Source organism: Kitasatospora sp. RG8 (genome assembly GCF_017813315.1).
GTDB lineage: Bacteria > Actinomycetota > Actinomycetes > Streptomycetales > Streptomycetaceae > Kitasatospora.
Genome location: NZ_JAGIYX010000004.1, coordinates 383,956 through 408,206, shown reverse-complemented (window position 1 = coordinate 408,206; position 24,251 = coordinate 383,956). Strand labels below are relative to the sequence as shown.

Sequence of the window (24,251 nt, the reverse complement as noted above, 5' to 3'; positions counted from 1 at the left end):
CGGCCGGGCGCCCCGCCGTCGCGGGGCGCCCGGCCGCGGTGCTCGCGCCGTCAGACGATCTTGTGCAGCCAGCCGTGCGTGTCGGGGGCCTGGCCGGCCTGGATGGAGAGCAGGGACTTGCGCAGCTCCATGGTGATCGGGCCGGGCTCGCCGGTGCCGACCGTCCAGTCGCCGCCGGCCGACTTGACCGAGCCGACCGGGGTGATCGCGGCGGCGGTGCCGCAGGCGAAGACCTCGGTGAGGGTGCCGTCGGCGTTGCCCTGCTTCCACTCCTCGGTGGAGATCTTCCGCTCCTCGACGGCGTAGCCGAGGTCGGCGGCGAGCTGGAGCAGCGAGTCGCGGGTGATGCCGGGCAGCAGCGCGCCGGAGAGCTCGGGGGTGACGATCTTCGCGTCCTTGCCCTCGCCGAAGACGAAGTACAGGTTCATGCCGCCCATCTCCTCGACCCACCGGTGCTCGGCGGCGTCGAGCCAGACGACCTGGTCGCAGCCCTTGGCGGCGGCCTCGGCCTGGGCGACCAGGGACGCGGCGTAGTTGCCGGCGCACTTGGCGGCACCGGTGCCGCCCGGCGCGGCCCGGACGTAGTCCTCGGAGAGCCAGACCGAGACCGGCTTGACTCCACCGGGGAAGTAGGCGCCGGCCGGCGAGGCGATGATCATGAAGAGGTAGGAGTTGGCCGGGCGGACGCCCAGGCCGACCTCGGTCGCGAACATGAACGGGCGCAGGTAGAGGCTCTGCTCGGGCTCGTTCGGGACCCAGGCCTGCTCCTGCTGGACCAGCAGCTCGACCGCCTCGACGAAGGCCTCGACCGGCAGCTCCGGCATCGCCAGGCGGCGGGCGGAGGCCTGGAAGCGGGTCGCGTTGGCCTCCGGGCGGAAGGTGGAGATCGAACCGTCGGGCTGGCGGTAGGCCTTGAGGCCCTCGAAGATCGCCTGGCCGTAGTGGAGCGTCATGTTCGCCGGGTCGATCTCCAGCGGCGCGTACGGCGTCAGCTGGGCGTCGTGCCAGCCCCGGCCCTCGGTCCAACGGATGGTGACCATGTGGTCGGTGAAGACGCGTCCGAAGCCGGGGTTGGTCAGCCGGGCCTCGCGCTCCGCGTCGGACAGCGGCTGGGCGGAGGGCTTGAGGTCGAACGTGATGGGCGCCTGGGTGGGCGTGCTCATGGCTGTATGTCCTTCACCGTGGGGTTGGTCCGGGCCGCCTCCGCCGGGATTCGTCTCGGCGAACGAACGCACGACGGCACGGCCCACTGTCGATACTCGCATCCAGAGGGCCGTGCCGAACAGTCGCGGGCTCCTTGGGGAGCTGCAAGCTGTGGTTATGCGGTCCGGCCCGTCGGGCCGGAACACGTTGTACCGGTTCCGGCCGTTCGGCCGGATACCGCTTCTCGGTTCCGGCCGCTCAGCCGGATACTCGGGCGGTGAGCGCGTCGCCGACCTGCGAGGTCGTCCGGGTGCCCGTGCGCTCGGCCAGGTCCGCGGCGACCGCGGCCTCGACCTTGGCGGCCTCGGCGGCGAAGCCGAGGTGGTCCAGCAGCATGGCGACCGAGAGCACGGTGGCGGTCGGGTCGGCCTTGCCCTGGCCCGCGATGTCCGGCGCCGAGCCGTGCACGGGCTCGAACATCGACGGGAAGTCGCCGCTCGGGTTGATGTTGCCGCTGGCCGCCAGCCCGATGCCACCGGTGACGGCGGCGGCCAGGTCGGTCAGGATGTCGCCGAACAGGTTGTCGGTGACGATCACGTCGAACCGCTCGGGCTGGGTGACGAAGAAGATGGTCGCCGCGTCGACGTGCAGGTAGTCGGTGGTGACCTCGGGGAACTCCCGGCCGACCTGCTCGAAGATCCGCGTCCACAGGTGACCGGCGTGCACCAGCACGTTGTTCTTGTGGACGAGCGTGAGCTTCTTGCGCGGACGCGCCTGGGCCCGGCGGTAGGCGTCCCGGACGACCCGCTCGATGCCGTAGGCGGTGTTGAGGCTGACCTCGGTGGCCACCTCGTGCTCGGTCCCGGTGCGCAGCGTGCCGCCGTTGCCGACGTACGGGCCCTCGGTACCCTCGCGGACGACCACGAAGTCGATGTCCGGCTCGCCGGCCAGCGGGGACTTCACGCCGGGGAAGAGACGGCCCGGGCGGAGGTTGATGTGGTGGTCGAAGGCGAACCGCAGCTTCAGCAGCAGCCCGCGCTCCAGCACGCCGGAGGGCACGCTCGGGTCTCCGATGGCGCCGAGCAGGATCGCGTCGTGGGCCTTCAGCTCCGCCAGCACGCTGTCCGGCAGCGTCTCGCCGGTGCGGTGGTAGCGCCGGGCGCCGAGATCGTACTCGGTGGTCTCCAGCTTCACGTCGGCGGGCAGCGCGGCGCCAAGGACCTTGAGGCCTTCGGCCACCACTTCCTGGCCGATGCCGTCACCGGGGACAACTGCGAGACGAATGGTGCGAGACATGGTCGGACCCTACTCCGGTGTCCCAGAGGCTGACACCTCGTGTCCACTATCCGGACGAACGGTCAGGTCAGGTCGATGTCGACCGGGAACGGGCGTTCGAGCTTCAGCTGCTTGTGGTGGATGCCGATCAGACCGTAGGACTGGGTGGCCGGGTCGAGCTCGTAGGTGTGGACGACCGGGCGCCCCTCCTCGTCACCCTCGACCCGCCAGAAGTGCGGGATGCCGGCGGCGGCGTACTTCCGCGGCTTCACCTGCCGGTCGCGCTCCCGGGGCTCCTCCGAGACGACCTCGATGACGAGCAGGACGTCCTCGGGCTCGCAGGACGTGCGCCTGGAGTCCGAGTGCACGCGTTCGTCGACCACGAGCAGGTCGGGCTCCGGCCGGTTCCGCACGTTCAGCCGCACCGTGATCTCGCGCCACACCCGCCAACCGGCCGGCACCGCGTCGTCGAGGGCCCGCTCCAACCGCTTCAGCGTCGACATGTGGAAAAGCGTCTGCGGACTCACGAAGATCAGGCTCCCGTCGAGCAGCTCTGTGTGCGGCGGGAGATCGGGCAGCCGGTCGAGGTCCTCGGCGGTGTACCCCTCAGCCGGGGGCCGGAGCCAGTCCGGGTACGGCTCGATGGTCATGATTCCTCCCATGCGGGCATCCTGACGGGCCTTCTCAGGCTACTCGGCGGAGTTCTCCGGTACGCCCCTCCCACGAGGGAGCGCGTGAGACCGCGTCCGCGCCGGGGGCGCGCTTATGCTCGCGGGCATCCGGTCCGGCATTCCTCGCAGAACGGGGCAGATCACCATGGCCGAGCGGTGGCGGGAGGCGCGGGTCTGCGGGGCGGCGGGGGCCGCGGGGATGGCCGCGTACGCCGTCGCGGCCGGGCTGCGGGGGCAGTGGCCGCCGGGGGCGGCGCAGACCGCGGTGCCGTTCCACGCCCACCTCTGGGACATGGTGCGCGGCGACGCCCCCGGCGACCTGCTGTTCAACTGGAACAGCGGCTACGGCGCGCCGTTCCTCGCCGACTTCTTCGCCTACCTGATGAACCCGTTCTCCTGGCCCACCGTCCTGCTGCCGCGCGACCAGGGTCAGTTGGCGGTGTTCCTGGTGGCCCTGTCCACCATCGGGCTCGGCACCGGCCTGATGACCTACGCGCTGGGCCGGCTGCACCCGGGACCGCACTGGCTGCGGGCGCTCGCCGCCCTCGGCTACGGGCTCTGCGCCTGGGTGCCGACCGTCGGCGGGACGGCCCCGATGTGGCTCTGGGGCCTGGTCTCGCTGCCGCTGCTGGTCGTGGCCGGCGACTGGTGCCTGCACGAGCGGCGCTGGCTGTCCGGCACCCTCTGCGTCGCGCTCGCCTGGTGGGGCAACCTCTACACCGCCGCGATGGCCACCATCACGGCCGGACTGGTGCTCGCCGTCCGGCTGCCCTCCGTCCGCCGGCCGTTCAGGACGCTCGTCCGGGTGACCGGCCGGGCCGTCACCACGGCCACCGCCGGGATGCTGCTCGCCGCGCCCGTCCTGTTCGTCGCCGTCCGGGCCGCGCAGGAGGCCCAGCCGGAGTCCCCGGTGCAGCCGCTCGGCCCGTCCGGGCTCGGCGGGCACCTGGCCCAGCTGCTGCCCGGCGCCCACGGCGGCCCGCCCGTCCCGGACGTCTCGATCGGCCTGTTCGGCCTCCTGCTGGTGGCCGGGCTGCCGTTCAACCGACGGGTGCGGGCCCGCGAGCGGATCGCCTGGTGCGGGCTGCTGGTGCTCGTGGTGCTCAGCTTCGTCTGGACGCCGACGGTGCTGGTCTGGCACGGCCTGGCGATCCCGGCCGGAGGCCCCTACCGCGTCGCCTTCGTGCTCAGCGGCCTGCTGGTGCTGGCCGGCTGGGTCTCGCTGGCGCACCGGCCGGACACCGTGACCCTGCTCGGCGGGGCCGCGGTGGTGCTGGTGGTGACCGCCGTCGCGGCGGGCCAGCGCTCGGTGCGGGCGTCCACCTGGGTGCTGCTGGTGGCCGGCGGCGCCGTCCTGCTCGCCGCCCTGTGGACGCTGGAGCACCGGCACACCGGCCGGCGGGCGGGCGCGGCGGCGACGGCGGTGCTCGGGTGCGCCGTCCTGGGCGGCGCTGTCTGGTCCTCGTACGCGGCGCTGGGCACGCCGGCCACCGGCACCGCCTCCGGGGCGTCCGTCCGGGCCGGGTACGAGGCGATGCGGCAGGCCGCCGACTGGCCGCGCGTGCGCACCGACCCCGGTCCGCACGCCTTCACCCCGAACGACCCGCTGCTGCTCGACGGCCAGGGCGGCGGCTACTCCAGCGGCTACCTGCCCACGGTCACCGCCCTGCTCCTGCACGACCTCGGCGCGGGCTGGACGGCGGGCGGACGGCAGACCGCGAGCGTCACCGATCCGGTCGGGCAGGCGCTGTTCGGCGTGCACACCCACCTCGCCGACGGGCCCCCGCCGGACGGCTTCACCGTCGTCCGGGCGCCCGCTCCCCCGCTGGTCACCGTCCTGCCGCCGGGATCGGCCGTCGACACCACCTCGGTCTGGTCCCGGCAGGAGTCGCTGCTCGGCGGGCAGGTGTACGACGTACCCGTGCCCGTCCCGGCCGCCGGCCCGGCGCCCACCGCGCACGGCAGCAGCGGGTGGTCCGTCCCCGCCACCCCGGAGGGCACGGTCGGGACCGCCTTCACCGCGCTCTGCACGCCGGGCGCCACCGCGTACTTCCACGGGGTCTGGTTCAACGGCACGGTGAGCGGCCTCGGCACCACCTACCGCAGTGACGGCGTCCAGCCGACCACGGCGGTGCCCGTGCACCTGCTGGGGCCGGTGCCCGCCGACGGCGTCGTCCGGGTGGTGCTGCACGCGGACACCGTCACCCAGGTCCCGGCCCGGCCGGTCGGCTGCCTCCGGCCCGGCGCCCTGGAGGCGGCCGTCACCCGGCTCACCGCCACCGGCGCGACGCGGGTCACCGCGGGCGGGCACGGCCTCAGCGCCGTCCTCCCCGCGGGCAGCACCGGAACCGCCCTGCTCTCCGTCCCGGCCACCACCGGGTGGACCTGCTCGGCCGGCGGCGGCCCGTACACCGCGCCGCGGTCCGTCCTGGGCATGATCGGTGTCCCGCTCGGCCGGGGCGCCGACCGGGTCGTCTGCTCCTTCCGTCCGCCCGGCCTCACCGAGGGCGAGACCTTCGCGCTCGCCTCCGCCGCCGTCACCGTCCTGACCGCCGTCTTCGGCCGCCTGCGCCACCGCCCCACCCGGACTCCGCGCCGCGTCCGCCGGGCGGCGGCCGAGCGGGAGTGGCGGGAGGAGTGGCGGCCGCCGGGAGGCACGTGGGGCCTGTGAACCGCCCGGCCGCGCGGCCGGCGGGCCCGGTACACGACGGAGCCGCCGCCCTATGCGGGGCGGCGGCTCCGGGTGCGGGGCGCGGTGTCAGGGCAGGTTCAGGATCTGCCCGCGGAGGCCGTCGCGGTTGAAGTGGTGCAGGAGCAGCAGGCGCGACGTGTCCCCGTCGGCCCGGCGGACGTCGAGCACGGTGCCGGGCGGCAGCGGCGCCGCCATCGCGGCGGGGCCGCCGGGGCCGGTCCGGACGTCGACGGCCGGGTGCAGGACGTCGACGGCGAGGGTGGGCCGGGTGCCGCGCAGGCCGATGGCGGAGAACGCCTCGGCCGGGTCGGGCTTGCCCGCGGTGGCGGCGCCGGTCCAGAGCCCGTAGCGGACGGTGCTGTGGCCCGCCTTCACGCCGGGGAGGGCGCTCAGCCGGACCGGGAGCACCAGCACGTCGCTGTCGAGCAGCGCGGTGTCGGTGTCGCCCCAGCGGGCGTTGAGCGGCTGGACGTCCAGCTCGGCGCCGGTCCGGGCGTCCACGGTACGGGCGACCAGGACGTCGCTGCCGCGCTGCCGGTCGGCCTTGACGAAGGCGTCCGTGCTGCCGTCCCCGTCGGTGTCGAGCGAGGCCCGGACGGCGAAGACGCCGACCGGCGTGGTGGCGGGCGCCCAGAACTGGGCGGCGAGGTAGAGCGTGCCCTGCCCGTCGCCGACGGCGGGCGCGTCCGAGGCGGCGCCCGCGGCGCGCAGGTTGGCGGCCCGGTCGCCCGGGCGTTCGACGCAGACGTCCTCCGGCTTCTGCGGTTCGCCGTCCTCGGGGACGATGCCCGCGCCCGGGCCGACGGCGGCGCCGCTGCCGGGCGGGCAGTCGGGCCAGCGGGCCCCTTCGCCGCCGAGGGCGAAGGCGCTGAGCAGACCGGGCTGTTCGGCGGGCGCCCGGGTGCCGCCGAGGGCGACGAGCGCGCCGGAGCGGGGGGTGCGGACCGGGGCGACGGCGCTGAGGTCGGAGGCGGGCCGGGGGGCGGCGAAGACGGGGACCCGCAGCGCGGGCACGGCCGCGTCGGACTCGGGGGTGAGCAGCAGCCGGCCGGAGAGTTCGCCGCGGTAGCTGCGGGCCTTCCCGCCCTGGAGGGTGGCGATGGTCGGGTCGGGACTGCGGCCCAGCTGCCCGGGGACGGCCAGGGTGACCCGGACGCGGGCGGTGCCGCCGGCCGGGACCTCGACCCGGCCGGGGCTGATCTCGTAGCGGGCACCGGGCACGTCGGTGGCGGCCGCGTAGCCGGTGCGGTAGGTCATCGCCGCGCCGGAGAGGTTGCGGACCTCGACCTCACGGACCTCCGCCCCGCGGGCTGCGCCGGGCGCACCGCCGACCGCCACCACGCCGAAGGAGACGCCGACGCTGCCCTGCACCGCGCCCTCCCCCGCGGCGTACGCGACGGCGGGGGTGCGGACGGCGGCGTCGACCCGGGCCCGGCCGGCGCCGGTGCGCTCGGGGCCGTAGACCGGGCCGGTGCCGCCGTCGCCGAGCCAGGTGTCCCCGGCGGTGTTCATCAGCGCGGCCTTGAGCTGCTCGACCGTCCAGTCGGGGTGGGCGGCGCGGACGAGGGCGGCGAGTCCGGCCACGTGCGGGGTGGCCATCGAGGTGCCGTCCTCGCGCTGGCCCCCGCCTCCGCTGCCGGCCTTGGCGGACCAGATCGTCTCGCCGGGCGCGGCCAGGTCGGGCTTGACCACGCCGGGCACGCCGATGCCTCGCGAGGTGAAGTCGGTGAGGGTGTCGGTGCGTTGCGGCTGGTCCTGGGGGACGACGCCGTGCAGCGGGTTGCCCGGCGCGGCCAGCCGGACGTCGACCTGGCCGGCCGCCGCGCCCTGGCGCAGGCGTTCGCCGTCGGCGTGGGCGAGCAGGGCGACGGGGATGCGGTCGTTGCCGGCGATCTCGGCGAGGTGGTCGTCGTCGGCGGCGAGCAGGGCGCCGATCGCGCCGGCGTCGGCGGCGTGGTCGGCGCGCGGGGCGGAGCCGCACGCGCGCTCGGACTCGCGGGTGGCCCAGGCGAGTACGGCGATCCTGCCGGTGAGCCGCTGCTTGTCGGCGTCGGTGAAGGCGGTGCAGCCGTCGGCCTGGTCGACGGGCAGCGCGAGCCGGCCGGCGACGTCGGCGGTGGACCAGCCCTGGTAGCGGCCGCTCCAGTGGGCCGGGACGGTGCCGGCGAGCGGCTCGGGGGCCAGCACGGTGAGGCCGTCGGCATCGCTGTGCGGGTCGACCGAGGCGGCGACGGCGAGGGCCCGGGCGGCGGTGCCGGGGCTGCCGCCGATGCCGTAGACGTCGCCCTCGTTGCCGGCGGCCGCGACCACCAGGGTGCCGAGGTCGGCGAGGTGGTCGACGGCGACGGCGTCGGCGTCGTCGGTGGAGCCGAAGCGGCTGCCGAGGGAGAGGTTGACGATGTCGAGCCGGTCGCCGAGGTCGCCGTCGCCGTCCGGGTCGGCCGCGACGTCGAGGGCCTGGGCGAGCTGGTCGGTGGAGCCGTCGCAGCCGAACACCCGGATCGCGTAGAGCTGGGCGCCGGGTGCGGCGCCGGGGCCGACCTTGAAGGCGGCCGGGTCGAGGCCGGGCCGGTAGGGGCCGGTGTACGGGTGGCCGTCGGCGGTGACGCCGAGGCCGGCGGCGGTGCCGGCGACGTGGGTGCCGTGGCCGTTGAGCGCGCAGTCGATCGGGTTGGCGTCGGGGTGCGGGTCGGGCTGGTAGTTCGGGGCGGACGGGTCCGGGTTGTAGTCGTCCCCGACGAGGTCCTTGCCGCCGACCACCTTGGCGTTGGGGAAGAGTCCGGCGGGGGCCGGCCCGGCGCCGTCGACCGCCTTGAACGCCTCCGCGGTGCCGGGGCCGCCGAAGTCGGCGTGGGTGTAGTCGATGCCGCTGTCGATGACGCCGATCCGCACGCCCTGCCCGGTGTTGCCGCCGGTCGTGCCGTCCGCGGAGGGGCCGGACCAGACCTGCGGCGCCCCGGTGAGCGGCACGGAGTACGCGTTGTCCCGCTGCTTGCGCACGACCGGGTGGACGGCCCGGACGCCGGGCAGCGCGCGCAGGGCGGGCAGCCGGTCGGCGGGCACGGTGACGGCGAGGCCGGTGAGCAGGGTGCGGGTGCGGTAGAGCTCGCGGGCGGTGGGCGCCGCGCCGCGGACGGCGTCGGCGAGCCGGTCGAGCGCGTCGGAGGCGCGGGAGCGCTGCCCGCCCCCGGCCTGCGCGGCCTCCCGGCGGACGGCCTCCGGGGAGCGCCGGGCCCGCCGGGCCTCGGCGGCCGCCCGCCGCCAGGCCGGGCCGGCGGCCTCGGTGGTGAGCTCCAGCAGGACGGAGGCCGGGCGCCCCGACGGGGCGCCCTGGGCCGTCGGGCTCGTCGGCGGACTGCCGGCCGCCGGGGCCGCGGTGAGCAGCACCGGCCCCGCCAGCAGGGCCAGGGTGAGTCCGATCCTGGTGACCGGACGACGGACGGGTGGCTGACGCACTGAGCCCTCTCCCCCGGCAAGGGGGACTGATCCGCACGCCGTGTCGCTGACGCCCGCCCGCGCGGACGTCGATCACCCCTCCGGGGCCCCACATATAGGAGACCCCGCCGGGGAGTGCGAGCAACATCCCTCCAACGGGCGCCACTTGCACTCCTCCGGGTGATCCGGCGTCAGTCCGGACGGCCCATTCGGCGGATGAACGCCACCGCCCGGAGACGGACTCGCAGGAGGGCCGGAGCGACCATCAGAGGTGCCCGGTCGCGCCGCCGTTGTCACGGCGGTCCAGTGCGCGCTGCAGGGCGGCGGCCGCGAAGGGGCTCCGCTCGGCCGCGCGGCGGCGACGCGGGGTGCGGGCCGGGGTGGCGGCGGGGGCGGGAGTGGCGTGGCGGTCTGCGGCGGGGGGCATACCGGGCTCCTTGGGGCGAGCGCGCCGGGAGGGCGCAGAGGGTGGAAGGCACAGAGAGTGGGGGGTGCGCGGAGCAGGGGTCGCCTGCCCTCGGGGCGCACGGGCACACACGGGCCGCAGGCCCTGGCTACAGGGGCGGCACACCGTATGGCTCTTCCACGGTACGACCCGGCGCCTGCCGTGTCTGCACGAATACTTGGATTTCCTACTATCTGAGACGGGAGCCGCCCCGGGGCACGCAGCAGGGCCCGGGCCACCGTTGGAACGGTGGCCCGGGCCCTGCTGTCGGAGGCCGTGCGGTGCTCAGGCGCCCAGGTCGACCGAACGGGCGAAGCGGGCGCCGATCTCGGCGGAGATGGCGGTGAGGACCTCCTGCGGGATCTGGCTGTCCACGGTGATGGAGGCCAGCGCGCCGCTGCCGTCGCGGGCCACCTGCATGCCGGCGATGTTGATGCCGGCGTCGCCGAGGTGGCGGCCGAGGATGCCGACCACGCCCGGACGGTCCTCGTACTTGAAGAACGCCATGTGGTCGGTGAGCGCGACGTCCACGTCGAAGGCGTCCACGCCGACGATCTTCTGGGTCTGCTTCGGGCCGGCCAGGGTGCCGGAGATGGCGATCTCGCCGCCGTCGGCCAGGGTGCCGCGGACGGTGATCACGTTGCGGTGCTCGGGGCTCTCGCTGGAGGTGGTCAGGCGTACCTCGACGCCGCGCTCCTGGGCGAACAGCGGGGCGTTGACGTAGGACACCGTCTCCGCCACGACGTCCTCGAACACGCCCTTGAGGGCCGACAGTTCGAGCACCTTGACATCGTGCTGGGTGATCTCGCCGCGGACCTCGACGTCGAGCCGGACGGCCACCTCGCCGGCCAGCGCGGTGAAGATCCGGCCGAGCTTCTCCGCCAGCGGCAGACCCGGGCGGACGTCCTCGGCGATCACGCCGCCCTGGACGTTGACCGCGTCCGGGACCAGCTCGCCGGCCAGCGCCAGGCGCACGGACTTGGCGACCGCGATGCCGGCCTTCTCCTGCGCCTCGTCGGTGGAGGCGCCCAGGTGCGGGGTGGCGACCACGTTGTCGAAGGCGAACAGCGGGGAGTCGGTGCACGGCTCCTTCGCGTAGACGTCCAGGCCGGCGCCGGCCACCCGGCCGTCGCGCAGGGCGGCGGCGAGCGCGGCCTCGTCCACGATGCCGCCGCGGGCGGCGTTGACGATGCGGACGGTCGGCTTGACCTTGTGCAGCGCCTCGTCGCCGATCAGGCCGATGGTCTCCGGGGTCTTCGGGAGGTGGACGGTGATGAAGTCCGAGACCTCCAGCAGCTCCTCCAGCGAGACCAGCTTGACGCCCATCTGCGCGGCGCGGGCGGCCTGGATGTAGGGGTCGTACGCGACGATCTTCATGCCGAAGGCGGACATCCGCTGGGCGACCAGCACGCCGATGCGGCCGAGGCCGACGACGCCGAGGACCTTCTCGCTCAGCTCGACGCCGGTGTACTTGTTGCGCTTCCACTCGCCCTGCTTGAGGGCGGCGTTGGCGGGCGCGATGTTGCGGGCGACCGAGATCAGCAGGCCGCAGGCGAGCTCGGCGGCGGTGACGATGTTGGAGGTCGGCGCGTTGACGACCATCACGCCGGCCTTGGTGGCGGCGGAGACGTCCACGTTGTCGAGGCCGACGCCGGCCCGGGCCACCACCTTGAGCTTGCGGGCGGCGGCCAGCGCCTCGGCGTCCACCTTGGTGGCGGAGCGGATCAGGATGGCGTCCACGTCGGCGATCGCGGTCAGCAGCTCGGTGCGGTCGGCACCGTTGCAGTGGCGGATCTCGAAGTCGGGTCCGAGGGCGTCGACGGTGGCGGGCGACAGCTCTTCGGCGATCAGGACGACGGCTTTGGATGTCACAGTGCTCACGACAGTGTGGTCCTTAACTGTGCGGTTCTCCCCGGCACGAAGGTGGCGTGGAATGCGGGGGGAAGGTGGCATGCCGCGTAGGTAGACGCACGACGCTGTGGGCCTGACGCGCACTCGGAAGTGTATCGACGGGCTGGGTACCAGGCTGCTCCCGTCCGGCGAAATCACCCGGACGGGAGCAGCCTAGTTGTACAAGGGAGTTACAAAATCAGGCTGATCCGATCGGACCGGTGCCCGGAGAGGCTCAGGCCTCTTCCTTGACCCAGCTCATCAGCTTGCGGAGCTGCTTGCCGGTGGTCTCCAGCAGGTGGTCCTCGTCGGCCTTCTTGTACTCGTTGTACTTGGGCAGGCCGGCCTTGTACTCGGCGATCCAGGTGTTGGCGAAGGTGCCGTCCTGGATCTCGGCGAGGACCTTCTTCATCTCGGCCTTGGTGGCGTCGGTGATGATGCGGGGGCCGGTGACGTAGTCGCCCCACTCGGCGGTCTCGGAGACCGACCAGCGCATCTTCTCCAGGCCGCCCTCGTACATCAGGTCGACGATGAGCTTCAGCTCGTGCAGGCACTCGAAGTAGGCGATCTCCGGCTGGTAGCCGGCCTCGACCAGGGTCTCGAACCCGGCCTTCACCAGGGCGGCGGTGCCACCGCAGAGGACGGCCTGCTCACCGAACAGGTCGGTCTCGGTCTCCTCGGTGAAGGTGGTCTTGATGACGCCGGCCTTGGTGGCGCCCAGGCCCTTGGCGTAGGAGAGCGCCAGGGCGAAGGCGTTGCCCGTGGCGTCCTGCTCGACCGCGACGATCGCGGGGACGCCGCGGCCCTCCTCGTACTGGCGGCGGACCAGGTGGCCCGGGCCCTTCGGGGCGACCATGCAGACGTCGACGTCGGCCGGGGGCTTGATGAAGCCGAAGCGGATGTTCAGGCCGTGGCCGAAGAACAGCGCGTCGCCGGCCTTCAGGTTCGGGGCGATGTCCGCCTCGTAGACGTCGGCCTGGATCGGGTCCGGCACCAGGATCATGATGACGTCGGCCTCGGCCGCGGCCTCGGACGGGGTGACGACGCGCAGGCCGGCCTCCTCCGCCTTGGCACGGGACTTGGACTCCGGCTTCAGGCCGACCCGGACGTCGGCGCCGGAGTCGCGCAGGGACAGCGCGTGGGCGTGGCCCTGGCTGCCGTAGCCGATGACCGCGACCTTGCGGCCCTGGATGATGGACAGGTCGGCGTCGTCTTCGTAGAACAGCTCGGCCACGGGGGCACATCTCCTTGCGTGATGGTCTTGCCGGGTACTGCGTTTCCTACGGTACGTCGACCCGGCGGGGGGGTGGGGCGGTGCTTCAGGGGGTGAGACGGGGCGCATGAGGGGCGGTGTCGCACCGTTGGAAGGGTGGTGACGGGCGACGGCCGGGTGTCACGCGCTCCGGTCGAGGGCGCGCAGCGAGCGGTCGGTGATCGACCGGGCGCCGCGCCCGATGGCGACCAGACCCGACTGGACCAGCTCCTTGACGCCGTACGGCTCCAGCATCCGGAGCATGGCCTCCAGCTTGTCCGAGCTGCCGGTGGCCTCGATGGTCACCGCGTCCGGGGACACGTCGACCGTCTTGGCGCGGAACAGCTGGACGATCTCGACGATCTGCGACCGGGTCTCGTTGTCGGCGCGGACCTTCACCAGGACCAGTTCCCGCTGGATCGCAGCGGACTGGTCGAGCTCGACGATCTTTATCACGTTGACGAGCTTGTTGAGCTGCTTCGTGACCTGTTCCAGCGGGAGGTCCTCGACGTTGACCACGATCGTCATCCGGGAGACGTCCGGGTGCTCCGTCGGGCCGACGGCGAGGGAGTCGATGTTGAAGCCCCGACGGGAGAACAGCGCGGCGATGCGGGCGAGCACGCCGGGCTTGTTCTCGACCAGGACGGAGAGGGTGTGCTTGGACATGGGTCTCTGTATCCCTAGGTCTTCGAGGTCGGGGTCAGTCGGTGTCGTCGCCGAAGTCGGGCCGGACGCCCTTGGCGAACTGGATCTCGTCGTTGCTGGTGCCGGCCGCCACCATCGGCCAGACCATGGCGTCCTGGTGGACGATGAAGTCGATGACGACCGGGCGGTCGTTGATCTCCATCGCCTGCTTGATCACCGCGTCCAGGTCCTCCGGGCGCTCGCAGCGCAGGCCGACGCAGCCCATCGCCTCGGAGAGCAGCACGAAGTCGGGGATCCGGGTGCCCTGGGCCGGCGGCTCGATGCCGTCGTGGCCGGGGCCCGAGTGCAGCACGGTGTTGGAGTACCGCTGGTTGTAGAAGAGGGTCTGCCACTGGCGGACCATGCCCAGCGAGCCGTTGTTGATGACCGCGACCTTGATCGGGATGTCGTTCAGGGCGCAGGTGACCAGCTCCTGGTTGGTCATCTGGAAGCAGCCGTCACCGTCGATCGCCCAGACCGACGTCTCCGGGCGGCCCGCCTTGGCCCCCATGGCGGCCGGGACGGCGTAGCCCATGGTGCCCGCGCCGCCCGAGTTCAGCCAGGTGGCCGGCTTCTCGAACTGGATGAACTGCGAGCTCCACATCTGGTGCTGGCCGACGCCCGCGGCGTAGATCGCGTCCGGGCCGACCAGCTGGCCGATCCGCTCGATGACCTGCTGCGGGGAGAGCTGCCCGGCCGGGGCCGGCTCGTAGCCCAGCGGGTAGGTCTTCTTCCACTCGTTGAGCTTGACCCACCAGTCCACGTAGTCGCTCTTGTGGCCGGCGTCGAACTCGGCCTGGACGGCGACGATGAGGTCGGCCAGCACCTCGCGGGCGTCACCGACGATCGGCACGTCGGCCGGGCGGTTCTTGCCGATCTCGGCCGGGTCGATGTCGGCGTGGACGATCTTGGCGTACGGGGCGAAGCTGTCCAGCCGGCCGGTGACGCGGTCGTCGAAGCGGGCGCCGAGGGTGAACAGCAGGTCCGACTTCTGCAGCGCGGTGACGGCCGGGACGGAGCCGTGCATGCCGGGCATGCCGAGGTGCTGCGGGTGGCTGTCGGGGAAGGCGCCGAGCGCCATCAGGGTGGTGACCACCGGGGCGCCGGTCAGCTCGGCGAGGATCCGCAGCTCGGCCGTGGCGTTCGCCTTGATCACGCCGCCGCCGACGTACAGCACCGGGCGCTTGGCGCCGACCAGCATCTTCGCGGCCTCGCGGATCTGCTTGGCGTGCGGCTTGGTCACCGGGCGGTAGCCGGGCAGCGAGGTCTCGGCCGGCCAGCGGAAGGTGGTGGTGGCCTGCAGCGCGTCCTTGGCGATGTCGACCAGGACGGGGCCGGGCCGGCCGGTGGCGGCGATGTGGAACGCCTCGGTGATCACCCGGGGGATCTCGGCCGGGTCGGTGACCAGGAAGTTGTGCTTGGTGATCGGCATCGTGATGCCGCAGATGTCCGCTTCCTGGAAGGCGTCGGTGCCGATCGCCTTGGAGGCGACCTGGCCGGTGATGGCCACCATCGGCACCGAGTCCATGTAGGCGTCGGCGATCGGGGTCACCAGGTTGGTCGCACCGGGGCCGGAGGTGGCCATGCAGACGCCGACCTTGCCGGTGGCCTGGGCGTAGCCGGTGGCGGCGTGGCCGGCGCCCTGCTCGTGGCGGACCAGGATGTGACGCACCTTGGTCGAGTCCATCAGCGGGTCGTACGCGGGAAGGATGGCCCCGCCCGGGATGCCGAAGACGGTGTCCGCGCCCACGGCCTCCAGCGAGCGGATGAGCGACTGGGCGCCGGTCATGGTCTCGACGACGTGCTGGGGAGCGGGAGCGTGGGCGGCCGGGGTGTCCCCGCGGCGGGGGGATGCGGCGTGCTCAGTCATCTGCCTGTCTCTTCTCGGTTTTTGCCGGCCCGGGTGGTTGCGGGCCCCGGTCTGTCGAGGGTGGGGTCCCGGGGGTCGGGCCGATCGCCGGCTCTGCCCCAATCGTCCCCCTTTTCCCGGTGGATCGGGGTGGTCGGGGGCGGCCGGGGCCAGTGGTCTTGCGGAGTGGAACAGTGTCAGTGCAACAAAAAACCCCTCGTGCCTAGGGCATGCGAGGGGTGGCGCGTCGGTCTCTCACGAGTCGGGCATGGCCCGCTCAGCCGACGCGCCCGCCAAGTACGAGAATTCGGGTGCGCATGGCAACGACCTTCCTCCCGTGCGGGGCCGACTGTCAAGCAGGTGGGATGACAGTCTCGCCATGCGGACCATGCCCCGGACCGGCCACCGCGCGGTGTTCGGGCAGGTCGGAGCCGCCGTGGTGATGTACGACACGCCCCGTCGCGGACTCCCCGCAGCCACTCGTACGGGTGTCCGCGGCGAGGTGCGCGCGGCGGGCCGAGAGCGAGCCGAGCGGTCTCGGCAGCGGGTAGACCCGGCGGACCAGCGCGCGGCGCAGCCGGGTCTCGTCCAGGGGCGGCGCGAAGGCCGAACCCTGGCCCTGCCGGCAGCCCAACTCCTGGAGCACGGAGACCTGGCGCGGCAGGTCCACCCCCTCGGCGGCCGTCACCAGGCCGAGGTCGCGGCCGAGCCGCAGGGCGTGCCCGGCGAGCGTCCGGCCGAGCCCTGACTCGCCGAGGTCCTGGACCAGCGTGCGGTCCAGCTTGAGCCCGTCGAACGGCAGCCGGCCCAGCGCGCCGAGCGAGCCGTGGCCGGCCCCGAAGCCGGCCAGGGCGGTGGAGACGCCGAGCCTGCGCAGCGCGGCCAGCCGACGGCCGAGCTCGTCGGCCAGCGCGTCCGGGCCCGTTCTGGCGACCTCGACCACCAGCTGGCCGGCCGGCAGCCCGCTGTCCCGCAGCGCGGCGACCACGGCCTCGTACATGCCGGGCGAGCAGAGCCGTTCGGCCGACAACCGGACCGAGACCGGCACGGGCGGCGGCGCCGAACGGGTCCTGGCCGGCAGCCCGCGCCGCAGCGCCGCGGCGGTCACCGCCTCGTGGACCAGCCAGCGGGAGAACCGGGCGGCCGCGTCACCGTGCTCCGCGGAGCGCAGGAACTCGGCGGGGGTGAGCAGCAGCCCCTGGGCCGAGCGCCAGCGGGCCTGGGCCTCGACGCCGGTGACGGAGCCGGACAGGAGGTCCACCACGGGCTGGTGCAGCAGCGTGAAGCCGCCCTCCCGGACGGCGACCCGCAGCCGCTCCTCCAGCTCCGAGCGGCGCTCCAGGTCGGCCCGCATGGCCGGGGTGTAGAGCACCACCCGGCCCTTGCCCTCGGACTTCGCCCGGTACATCGCGAGGTCGGCGTTGCGCATCAGCTCGTCGGCGGCGGCCCTGGGGTCGGCGGCGGGGCCGCGCTCGGGGGTGCCGAAGGCGATGCCGATGCTGGCCGCGACGGCGAGTTCGGCGCCGCCGATCCAGTAGGGCTCGGAGAGCGCGACCCGCAGCCGCTCGGCGAGCTCCTGGACCTGGAGCCGGCCGAGCGGGCCGCAGACCAGCGCGGCGAACTCGTCCCCGCCGAACCGGGCGACGGTGTCCCCGCAGCGCACGGCGCCCTGGAGGCGGCGGGCCGCCTGGACGAGCAGCTCGTCGCCGACCTGGTGGCCGGCGCTGTCGTTGACCGCCTTGAAGCCGTCCAGGTCGAGGAAGAGCACCGCGACCCCGGCGCCGGCCCCGCCCTGCTGTCCGCGCGTGGCGAGGGCCCCGCGCAGCCGCTGTGCGAAGAGCGCCCGGTTGGGCAGGTCGGTGAGCGGGTCATGGGAGGCGTTGTGCTGCAACTGGGCCTGGAGTATCACGCGTTCGGTGACGTCCCGGCTGTTCAGGATCAGGCCGTCGCGGTACCGGTTGACGGTCGACTCGACGTGCAGCCACTCACCGCCGCCGGAGCTGATCCGGCACTCCACCCGGGCCGCCGACGGCTCGGCGGCGGTGCCCGACGAGCGGTGCGCCAGCAGCCGGCCGCGGGCCAGGAAGCGGCGCACCTCCAGCAGTACGCGGTCCACGTCCTCGGGATGGACGAGGTCCAGCAGGTTGCCGCCGACCAGCTCCTCCGGGTCCCGCCCGTAGACGCCGAGCGCGGCCGGGGACACGTAGGAGAGCACGCCGTTGGCACCGGCGATCATGATGACGTCACTGGAGCCCTGCACCAGGGAGCGGAAGTGCGCCTCCTTGTGGGCGAGTTCCTGCGCCAGCGAGAGGTTGTCCAGCAGCATCACGCCCTGCCGCAGGATCAGCGCCAGGCCGACGGTGCAGGCGGCGGAGGCCACCACCCGGTCCAACGGCCGCCCGCCGAGGGCGTTGTAGAGGATCCCGGCCGTACAGACCGCGGCCGCCGCGTACGGGGTGAGGGCGCTGAAGGTGGTGGCCACCCGGCGACGCGGCAGGCCCCCGGCCGAGGGGTGCTCGCGCAGCGGGCGGCGCCAGCGCGGCGACCACGGCGCCCAGGCGAGCAGCAGGCTGCCGGCGAACCAGCCGGCGTCCAGCAGTTCCCCCGAGTGGTAGCTGTTGCGCAGCTCGGGGGAGGTGAAGAGGGCGTCGCAGAGCACGGTGACGGCCAGGCCGATCATCGCGGTGTGCACCGCGGCCCGGTTGCCGTCCCGGCCGCCGAAGCGCAGCCCGACCACCAGGCTGACCAGCAGGATGTCCAGCACCGGGTAGGCCAGGTTGAGGGCGAGGCGCAGCGGGGAGCCGTCCTCCCCGGCGGCGATCCGGCCGAGCGCGAGGCTCCAGCTGAGGGTGAACAGCGAGCCGGCCACCAGCCAGCCGTCGAGCAGCAGGCAGAGCCAGCCGGCGGCGCTGCGCGGGCGCTGGGCGAGGACGAGCACGCCGGTGATGGCGAGCGGGGCGAAGAGCAGGAAGGCGTACTCGGCGAGCGAGTCCTGCGGCAGCGGGGTGCGCTCGACCAGCTCGTACCAGCCCCAGGTGCCGTTGCCGAAGGCGACCATGAGCGAGGAGAGGCCGAACAGCAGCCAGGCCGGGCGGGCGTGGCCGCCGACCGCGCAGCCGTAGGCGAGGCAGGACAGCGCGGCCGCGAGGGCGGCCGCGGCCAGGCCGAAGTCGCCCATGAAGATCGCCAGTTGGCGGGATCCCCAGCCGGAGGCCGCGCCGGTCGCATAGGCCACGCAGAGGACGCCGAGGGCTGCGCCGGGCAGGCCACGACTGTGGAGCATCCGGCAGACCGGGCCGCGCCCGGTACACCGGGGCGTGTCGGCGTCCGGCGCGCCCGGCCGTCCGGCTCCGGGCAGCACCGCATCGGTGGAGCTCACTCGGCCTCTCCCCCTCCGACCCGGGGCGTTGCGCCCCGGCCACGGGCCACCGGCCGCGCACCTGGTGGCCGTACGCGGTGACCTGGCGCCCCGTCAGGGCGGTGGCCCAGGGGGTGGACGGCCTGTCGGCCGACGCACCGCACCGATGTTCCCGGTCGGGACCCTACACCACTTCGGTCACTCAATGACACGCACACTCAACTTAGAGTAATGGTGCAGGGGTGGGGAATTGCACCCGAATCCGCCAGAACGGGCCGGTTGGCGGGGGCGTGCGGCGAGGGGCTCACGCGGCGCGCACAGGAGCACACGGAGGCGCCCGCCGACCGGGGACCGGTCGGACCGGTACGGTCGGCGGGCCCGGACGGCGGCCCGGCTCAGCGGCCGGCGGGCGCCAGGTCCTCCGGGAAGAGCCGCAACCGGTGGGCCAGCGCGCCGGCCTCGCCCCGGCCGGCCACCGCGAGCTTGCCGAGGATGTTGGAGACGTGGACGCTCGCGGTCTTCGGGGAGATGTACAGCTCCTCCGCGATCTGCCGGTTGGTACGGCCCCGGGCGAGCAACCGGAGCACGTCCCGCTCACGGGGGGTGAGGCCGAAGGAGTCTCCCCCCGACGGCGGAGCGGCGGGGACGGGGGCACCCGCCCCGGCGCGCCCGGAGAGCGCCAGGCCCGCCCGCTCGGCCAGCGCCGTGATCTCGGCGAGCAGCGCGGTGTCGGAGCGCGCCCCGGCCAGCTTCCGCGCCTCGCGCAGCAATTCGGCGCCCGCCTCGCGGTGCCCGGCCAGCACCTCGGCCTCGCCGGCCCGCAGCAGCGCCGCCGCCAGCGGGCCCGGCAGCCCGGCCGGCCGCAGCGCCTCGACGGCGGCGGCCCACTGCGCCGGGGTGTCCCGGTCCTCGGCCCGGGCCAGTTCGGCCTCCAGCAGCCGCGCCCAGCCGTGGTGGAGCGACGCCTTGGGGGTCAGCAGGGCGGCCACCGCGGCGATCTTCGCCAGCACCTCGGCGCGGCCCGGCCCGGCCTCCGGCAGGCCCCGGCTGTCGGCCTCGGCCGCGGCGCCGTCCACCAGCAGCGGGTAGAGCGCGGCCTCGTTCCCGGCGGGGATCGGGTTGTCGATCACGGCGAGCAGCTCGGCCCGGGCCTCCAGCAGGCGCCCGCTGCGGGCGGCGATCAGCACCGCGAGCCGGGAGATCGGCACGGAGTGCTGGAACTGGCAGACCCGGTCCGAGGCCCGGGCCTGGGCCAGCATGCCGGCCGCCGAGGGGAGGTCCCCGCTCATCAGGGCCAGCTCGCCCCGCAGCCGGTCGAGGAACTCCGCGTGGCTGCCCGGCTGCTGGGTCCGCTCGGCGCCGGCCAGCGCCTCGGCCGCCTCCTCGGTCCGGCCGAGGTCCATCAGCGCCTCGGCGAGGTTGCCGACCAGCAGGGTGCCGATGTTGCGCAGCAGGCCGTTGCCGTCAGCGGTCTCCAGCCCCTCGCGGGCCAGCACCACGGCCTCCTCCGCGCGGCCGAGCGACTGCAGCAGGCTGGCCAGGTTGTTGAGCCCGCGGAGCATGAGGTCCGGCACGCCGAGCTCGCGGGTGGCGGCGACCGCCGCGGACAGCTCCGCGACGGCGGCCTCGGGGTCGTTCCCCAGGTCGTTGCGCAGGGTGCCGAGCGTCATCCGGGCGTGCTGCTCGACGGCGTGCGCCCCGACCTCACGGGCGATCGCCGCCGCCCGCTCGGCGAGCTCGACGCTCTCGCCGGTGGGGCTGTTCAGCATGGCGATGCCCGCGCTCAGCGCGAACACCTCGGCCTGCACCGCGGACGGCGGCAGCTGCTCGACCAGCCGCCGGGCGTAGGCCGCCTCGTCCTGGTCCTTGGACCGGTTGAGGTGGCCGAACATCCGGGCCCGGTTCATCCGGAACCAGGCGGCGCGGGCCGGGTCCTTGGTCTCGTCGACCAGCTTCAGCGCCCGCCGGGAGAGGCTCAGGCCGCGCTCGCGGTCACCGCTGCGCCGGGCCGCGACCACCGCCTCCGCGAGGACGTCGACCAGTTGCAGCCGCTCGGGGTCGTGCGTCACCACGTCGCAGGAGCACGGCGGGTAGGTCTCGGCCCAGTCGTACGGGCGCAGGGTGTGCGCCAGCACCTCCTCGGAGACCTGGTCCCACAGCTCCAGGGCGCGTTCCAGCATCCGCAGTTGCTCGGCGAAGGCGTTGCGCCGGCGGGCGGCCCGGGCGGCGTCCAGGGCGCTCGGCAGGGCGCGGGCCGGATCGTGCGCGTGGTACCAGTAGTTGGCCAGCCTGGCCGGGCGGACGTCACTGCCGACCAGGTGCGGCTGCGCCTCCAGCGCGGTGGCGAAGCGGCGGTTGATCCGGTGCCGCTCGCCGGGGAGCAGGTCGTCCGAGACGGCCTCACGGACCAGGGCGTGCCGGAACCGGTAGCCGTCGCCGTCGGTATCCGGGCGCAGGATGTTGGCGCCGACGGCCGCGCGCAGCGACTCGATCAGCTCCTCCTCGTCGTCCAGCACGGCCGCCAGGAGCGCGTGTTCGACGTAGGAGCCGCCCTCGGCGGCGATCCGCAGCACCCGCTGGGTCTCCTCGTCCAGCGCCTCGACGCGGACCAGCAGGATGTCCCGCAGCGAGTCGGTGAGCCCGGCCGAACAGCCGTCCTGGAAGGCGGTCGCGAGCTCCTCGACGAAGAACGGGTTGCCCTCCGAGCGGCGGTGGATCCGGTCGACCAGCTGCCGGTCCGGGTCGGCGGTGCCGAGGATGCCGGCCAGCTGCGCGGCGACCTCGCCCGGGCCGAACCGCTCCAGCTCCATCCGCTGTACGGTGCGCAGCCGTTCCAGCTCGGCCAGGAACGGTCGCAGCGGGTGCCGCCGGTGCAGGTCGTCGGTGCGGTAGGTGGCCACCAGCAGGACGCGGGCCCGGTGCAGCGTGCGGACCAGGTAGGCGAGCAGCTCGCGGGTGGAGCGGTCGGACCAGTGCAGGTCCTCGACGGCGAGGACGAGGGTACGGTCCGTGCCGAGCCGCTCGAACAGCCTCGCGGTGTGCTCGAACAGCCGGGCCCGGCCGTACTCGTCGTTGGGTTCGCCGTCGGCCTCGCCGAAGTCGGGCAGCAGCCGGGCGAGATGACCCTCCATGCCGGCGGCGGCCACCTCCAGCTCGGCGCCCAGACCACGGTGCAGCCGGCGCAGCGCGGAGGACAGGGGCGCGTACGGCAGGCCCTCGGCGCCGACCTCCAGACAGCCGCCGACGGTGGTCACCACTCCCCCGCCGTCGGCGGCGGCCCGGGCGAGGAACTCCTCCAGCAGCCGGGTCTTGCCGACGCCGGCCTCGCCGCCGACCAGCACGGTCTGCGGGCTGCCGGAGCCGGCCCGCTTCAGAGCGTCCGTCAGCTCGGTGATCTCCGTTCCACGGCCGACGAAGACGGGACTCACCGATATCTGCTGCATGGAGGCGAGCATGCCATAAGCCGATCCGCCCGGCCGAGGGGTTATCCCATCCTCCGGAAGCCCGGAAGGGGAGGCGCTGGATCGCGCCTCCCCTTCCTCGTCCGCCCCGGCCGCTGCCGGGTGCCGGCCCGTCAGCACTCGTTCAGACGCGCGGCGCGCCGGTCGGCACGGGTGGTGACCAGGCGGCGCAGCCCCTGGCCGACCTTGGCCTCACGGACCAGACGCTGGTGGTCGGCCTGGGCGTGGAGTTCCCGCACCTGCTGCTGGATGAGCTCGTACTCGATCACGGTGTTTCCCCTCGTGGTGGTCTCTCGTTCTGAGGTAAAGACTCCTCTCCCAGGGGGGTGCACCACATCGGCAGCCTGCCGCATCTTCCGGGGGCCGATCGCCTTAGGCGGGGCCCCGGAAACGGCGAAGGCCCGGATTCATCCCCACTTACAAGGGTGAATCCGGGCCTTAGACCGCACTAAGGCACCTTAGAAGGCCTTAGACGCCTTAGAACCTTAGGCGACTGGCACCGCAGAGAGGCGCTTACTGTCCTTCCACGCCGAGGCGCTGCAGACCGTGCCTACTGACCTTCCACGCCGAGGCGCTGCAGGATGAGGTCCTTCACGCGGGCCGCGTCGGCCTGGCCGCGGGTGGCCTTCATGACCGCGCCGACCAGCGCGCCCACCGCGGCGACCTTGCCGTCGCGGATCTTGGCGGCGATCGCCTCGTTGCCGGCGATGGCCTCATCGACGGCGGCACCGAGCGCGGAGTCGTCCGAGACGACGGCCAGGCCGCGCTTCTCGACGACCTCGTCCGGCTCGCCCTCGCCGGCCAGCACGGCCTCGATGACCTGGCGGGCCAGCTTGTCGTTCAGCTTGCCCTCGGCGACCAGCGCGGTGACCCGGGCGACCTGCGCCGGGGTGATCGGCTGCTCGCTCAGCTCGGTGCCGGTCTCGTTGGCGCGGCGGGCCAGCTCGCCCATCCACCACTTGCGGGCCTGGTCGGCCGGCGCACCGGCGGCGATGGTCTCCTGGATCGGCTCGACCGCACCGGCGTTCAGCACCGACTGCATGTCCTTGTCCGACAGGCCCCACTCGGCCTGGAGCCGGGCACGGCGCACGCGCGGCAGCTCGGGCAGCCCCGCCCGAAGCTCCTCGACCCACTCGCGCGAGGGCGCGATCGGGACGAGGTCCGGCTCGGGGAAGTAGCGGTAGTCCTCGGCGTTGTCCTTGATCCGGCCCGAGGTGGTGCTGCCGTCGTCCTCGTGGAAGTGCCGGGTCTCCTGGACGATCGTGCCGCCGTCGGTCAGCACGGTGGCGTGCCGCTGGATCTCGAACCGGGCGGCCCGCTCCACGCTGCGCAGCGAGTTGACGTTCTTGGTCTCCGAGCGGGTGCCGAAGGTCTTCGTGCCGTTCGGGCGCAGCGACAGGTTGACGTCGCAGCGCATCTGGCCCTTGTCCATCCGGGCCTCGGAGACGCCCAGCGCCTTGATCAGCTCGCGCAGCTCGGCGACGTACGCCTTGGCGACCTCGGGGGCCCGCTCGCCGGCCCCCTCGATCGGCTTGGTGACGATCTCGATCAGCGGGATGCCGGCCCGGTTGTAGTCGAGCAGCGAGTGGGTGGCGCCGTGGATCCGGCCGGTCGCGCCACCGACGTGGCTGGACTTGCCGGTGTCCTCCTCCATGTGGGCGCGCTCGATCTCCACGCGGAAGGTCGAGCCGTCCTCCAGCTGCACGTCGAGGTAGCCGTTGAAGGCGATCGGCTCGTCGTACTGCGAGGTCTGGAAGTTCTTCGGCATGTCCGGGTAGAAGTAGTTCTTCCGGGCGAACCGGCACCACTCGGCGATCTCGCAGTTCAGCGCCAGGCCGATCTTGACGGCCGACTCCACGCCGATCGCGTTGACCACCGGCAGCGAGCCCGGCAGGCCCAGGCAGGTCGGGCAGACCTGGCTGTTCGGCTCGGCGCCCAGCTCGGTCGAGCAACCGCAGAACATCTTGGTCTTGGTGCCCAGCTCGACGTGGACCTCAAGGCCCATCACCGGGTCGTACGACGCGAGAGCGTCCTCGTAGGAGACCAGGTTCATGACGCTCACAGCGTCCCCTTCGCTAAAAGTCTGTGGAGGTACG

The 24,251-nt window shown here is 73.8% G+C and carries 14 protein-coding genes; 1 reads left to right on the top strand and 13 read right to left on the bottom strand.

The features are described 5' to 3' along the window. Positions 1-50: 50 nt before the first annotated feature. The 3 genes from J5Y04_RS09360 to J5Y04_RS09350 all read right to left on the bottom strand — a co-directional run bounded on the left by J5Y04_RS09360 (position 51) and on the right by J5Y04_RS09350 (position 3,068). On the bottom strand, positions 51-1,163 hold the full coding sequence (locus J5Y04_RS09360; protein WP_209411389.1) for a branched-chain amino acid aminotransferase: 1,113 nt from the start codon (positions 1,161-1,163) through the stop codon (positions 51-53). A 238-nt stretch (positions 1,164-1,401) separates the two neighbouring features. Next, positions 1,402-2,439, bottom strand: coding sequence for a 3-isopropylmalate dehydrogenase (locus tag J5Y04_RS09355; RefSeq protein ID WP_148642817.1), 1,038 nt, complete (start codon positions 2,437-2,439; stop codon positions 1,402-1,404). Between the two features lie 62 nt (positions 2,440-2,501). Further along, positions 2,502-3,068, bottom strand: a complete 567-nt coding sequence (locus J5Y04_RS09350; RefSeq protein ID WP_209411388.1) for a Uma2 family endonuclease — start codon at positions 3,066-3,068, stop codon at positions 2,502-2,504. A gap of 166 nt (positions 3,069-3,234) precedes the next feature. Here J5Y04_RS09350 and J5Y04_RS09345 point away from each other — a divergent pair, with 166 nt between their 5' ends. Then, a complete protein-coding gene (locus J5Y04_RS09345; protein WP_209411387.1) occupies positions 3,235-5,760 on the top strand; it encodes a YfhO family protein in 2,526 nt (841 codons plus the stop codon). Between the two features lie 87 nt (positions 5,761-5,847). Here J5Y04_RS09345 and J5Y04_RS09340 read toward each other — a convergent pair whose 3' ends face one another. The 10 genes from J5Y04_RS09340 to gatB all read right to left on the bottom strand — a co-directional run bounded on the left by J5Y04_RS09340 (position 5,848) and on the right by gatB (position 24,217). Further along, on the bottom strand, positions 5,848-9,237 hold the full coding sequence (locus J5Y04_RS09340) for a S8 family serine peptidase (RefSeq protein ID WP_209411386.1): 3,390 nt from the start codon (positions 9,235-9,237) through the stop codon (positions 5,848-5,850). A 244-nt stretch (positions 9,238-9,481) separates the two neighbouring features. Then, positions 9,482-9,643 (bottom strand): hypothetical protein, encoded by a 162-nt coding sequence (locus J5Y04_RS09335; RefSeq protein ID WP_209411385.1) that lies wholly within the window; start codon positions 9,641-9,643, stop codon positions 9,482-9,484. Positions 9,644-9,946: 303 nt separating this feature from the next. Beyond that, complete coding sequence (serA, locus tag J5Y04_RS09330; RefSeq protein ID WP_209411538.1) at positions 9,947-11,533, bottom strand: phosphoglycerate dehydrogenase; 1,587 nt, start codon at positions 11,531-11,533, stop codon at positions 9,947-9,949. Between the two features lie 253 nt (positions 11,534-11,786). Next, complete coding sequence (gene ilvC / locus J5Y04_RS09325) at positions 11,787-12,785, bottom strand: ketol-acid reductoisomerase (protein WP_209411384.1); 999 nt, start codon at positions 12,783-12,785, stop codon at positions 11,787-11,789. 159 nt (positions 12,786-12,944) lie between these two features. Continuing rightward, positions 12,945-13,469: an acetolactate synthase small subunit gene (gene ilvN, locus J5Y04_RS09320; protein WP_148642822.1), complete on the bottom strand. Its 525-nt coding sequence runs from the start codon at positions 13,467-13,469 to the stop codon at positions 12,945-12,947. Between the two features lie 34 nt (positions 13,470-13,503). Beyond that, positions 13,504-15,357 (bottom strand): acetolactate synthase large subunit, encoded by a 1,854-nt coding sequence (locus J5Y04_RS09315; RefSeq protein WP_209411383.1) that lies wholly within the window; start codon positions 15,355-15,357, stop codon positions 13,504-13,506. Between the two features lie 331 nt (positions 15,358-15,688). After that, entirely contained in the window at positions 15,689-18,619 is a 2,931-nt protein-coding gene (locus J5Y04_RS09310; protein ID WP_209411537.1) for a bifunctional diguanylate cyclase/phosphodiesterase, read from the bottom strand. A gap of 470 nt (positions 18,620-19,089) precedes the next feature. Next, the gene (locus J5Y04_RS09305; protein ID WP_245204481.1) at positions 19,090-22,137 is read right to left on the bottom strand and encodes a helix-turn-helix transcriptional regulator; all 3,048 of its coding nucleotides are present in this window, start codon (positions 22,135-22,137) and stop codon (positions 19,090-19,092) included. A 131-nt stretch (positions 22,138-22,268) separates the two neighbouring features. Next, on the bottom strand, positions 22,269-22,424 hold the full coding sequence (locus tag J5Y04_RS09300) for a hypothetical protein (RefSeq protein WP_209411381.1): 156 nt from the start codon (positions 22,422-22,424) through the stop codon (positions 22,269-22,271). Positions 22,425-22,705: 281 nt separating this feature from the next. Further along, a complete protein-coding gene (gene gatB, locus J5Y04_RS09295) occupies positions 22,706-24,217 on the bottom strand; it encodes an Asp-tRNA(Asn)/Glu-tRNA(Gln) amidotransferase subunit GatB (protein ID WP_148642825.1) in 1,512 nt (503 codons plus the stop codon). Positions 24,218-24,251 lie beyond the last annotated feature (34 nt).

Excerpts from the sequence above, each read along its gene's own strand:
- J5Y04_RS09360 (WP_209411389.1), bottom strand. The coding sequence starts at position 1,163 with ATGAGCACGCCCACCCAGGCGCCCATCACGTTCGACCTCAAGCCCTCC.
- J5Y04_RS09355 (WP_148642817.1), bottom strand. The coding sequence starts at position 2,439 with ATGTCTCGCACCATTCGTCTCGCAGTTGTCCCCGGTGACGGCATCGGC.
- J5Y04_RS09350 (WP_209411388.1), bottom strand. The coding sequence starts at position 3,068 with ATGACCATCGAGCCGTACCCGGACTGGCTCCGGCCCCCGGCTGAGGGG.
- J5Y04_RS09345 (WP_209411387.1), top strand. The coding sequence starts at position 3,235 with ATGGCCGAGCGGTGGCGGGAGGCGCGGGTCTGCGGGGCGGCGGGGGCC.
- J5Y04_RS09335 (WP_209411385.1), bottom strand. The coding sequence starts at position 9,643 with ATGCCCCCCGCCGCAGACCGCCACGCCACTCCCGCCCCCGCCGCCACC.
- ilvN (WP_148642822.1), bottom strand. The coding sequence starts at position 13,469 with ATGTCCAAGCACACCCTCTCCGTCCTGGTCGAGAACAAGCCCGGCGTG.
- J5Y04_RS09315 (WP_209411383.1), bottom strand. The coding sequence starts at position 15,357 with ATGACTGAGCACGCCGCATCCCCCCGCCGCGGGGACACCCCGGCCGCC.
- J5Y04_RS09310 (WP_209411537.1), bottom strand. The coding sequence starts at position 18,619 with ATGCTCCACAGTCGTGGCCTGCCCGGCGCAGCCCTCGGCGTCCTCTGC.
- J5Y04_RS09305 (WP_245204481.1), bottom strand. The coding sequence starts at position 22,137 with ATGCAGCAGATATCGGTGAGTCCCGTCTTCGTCGGCCGTGGAACGGAG.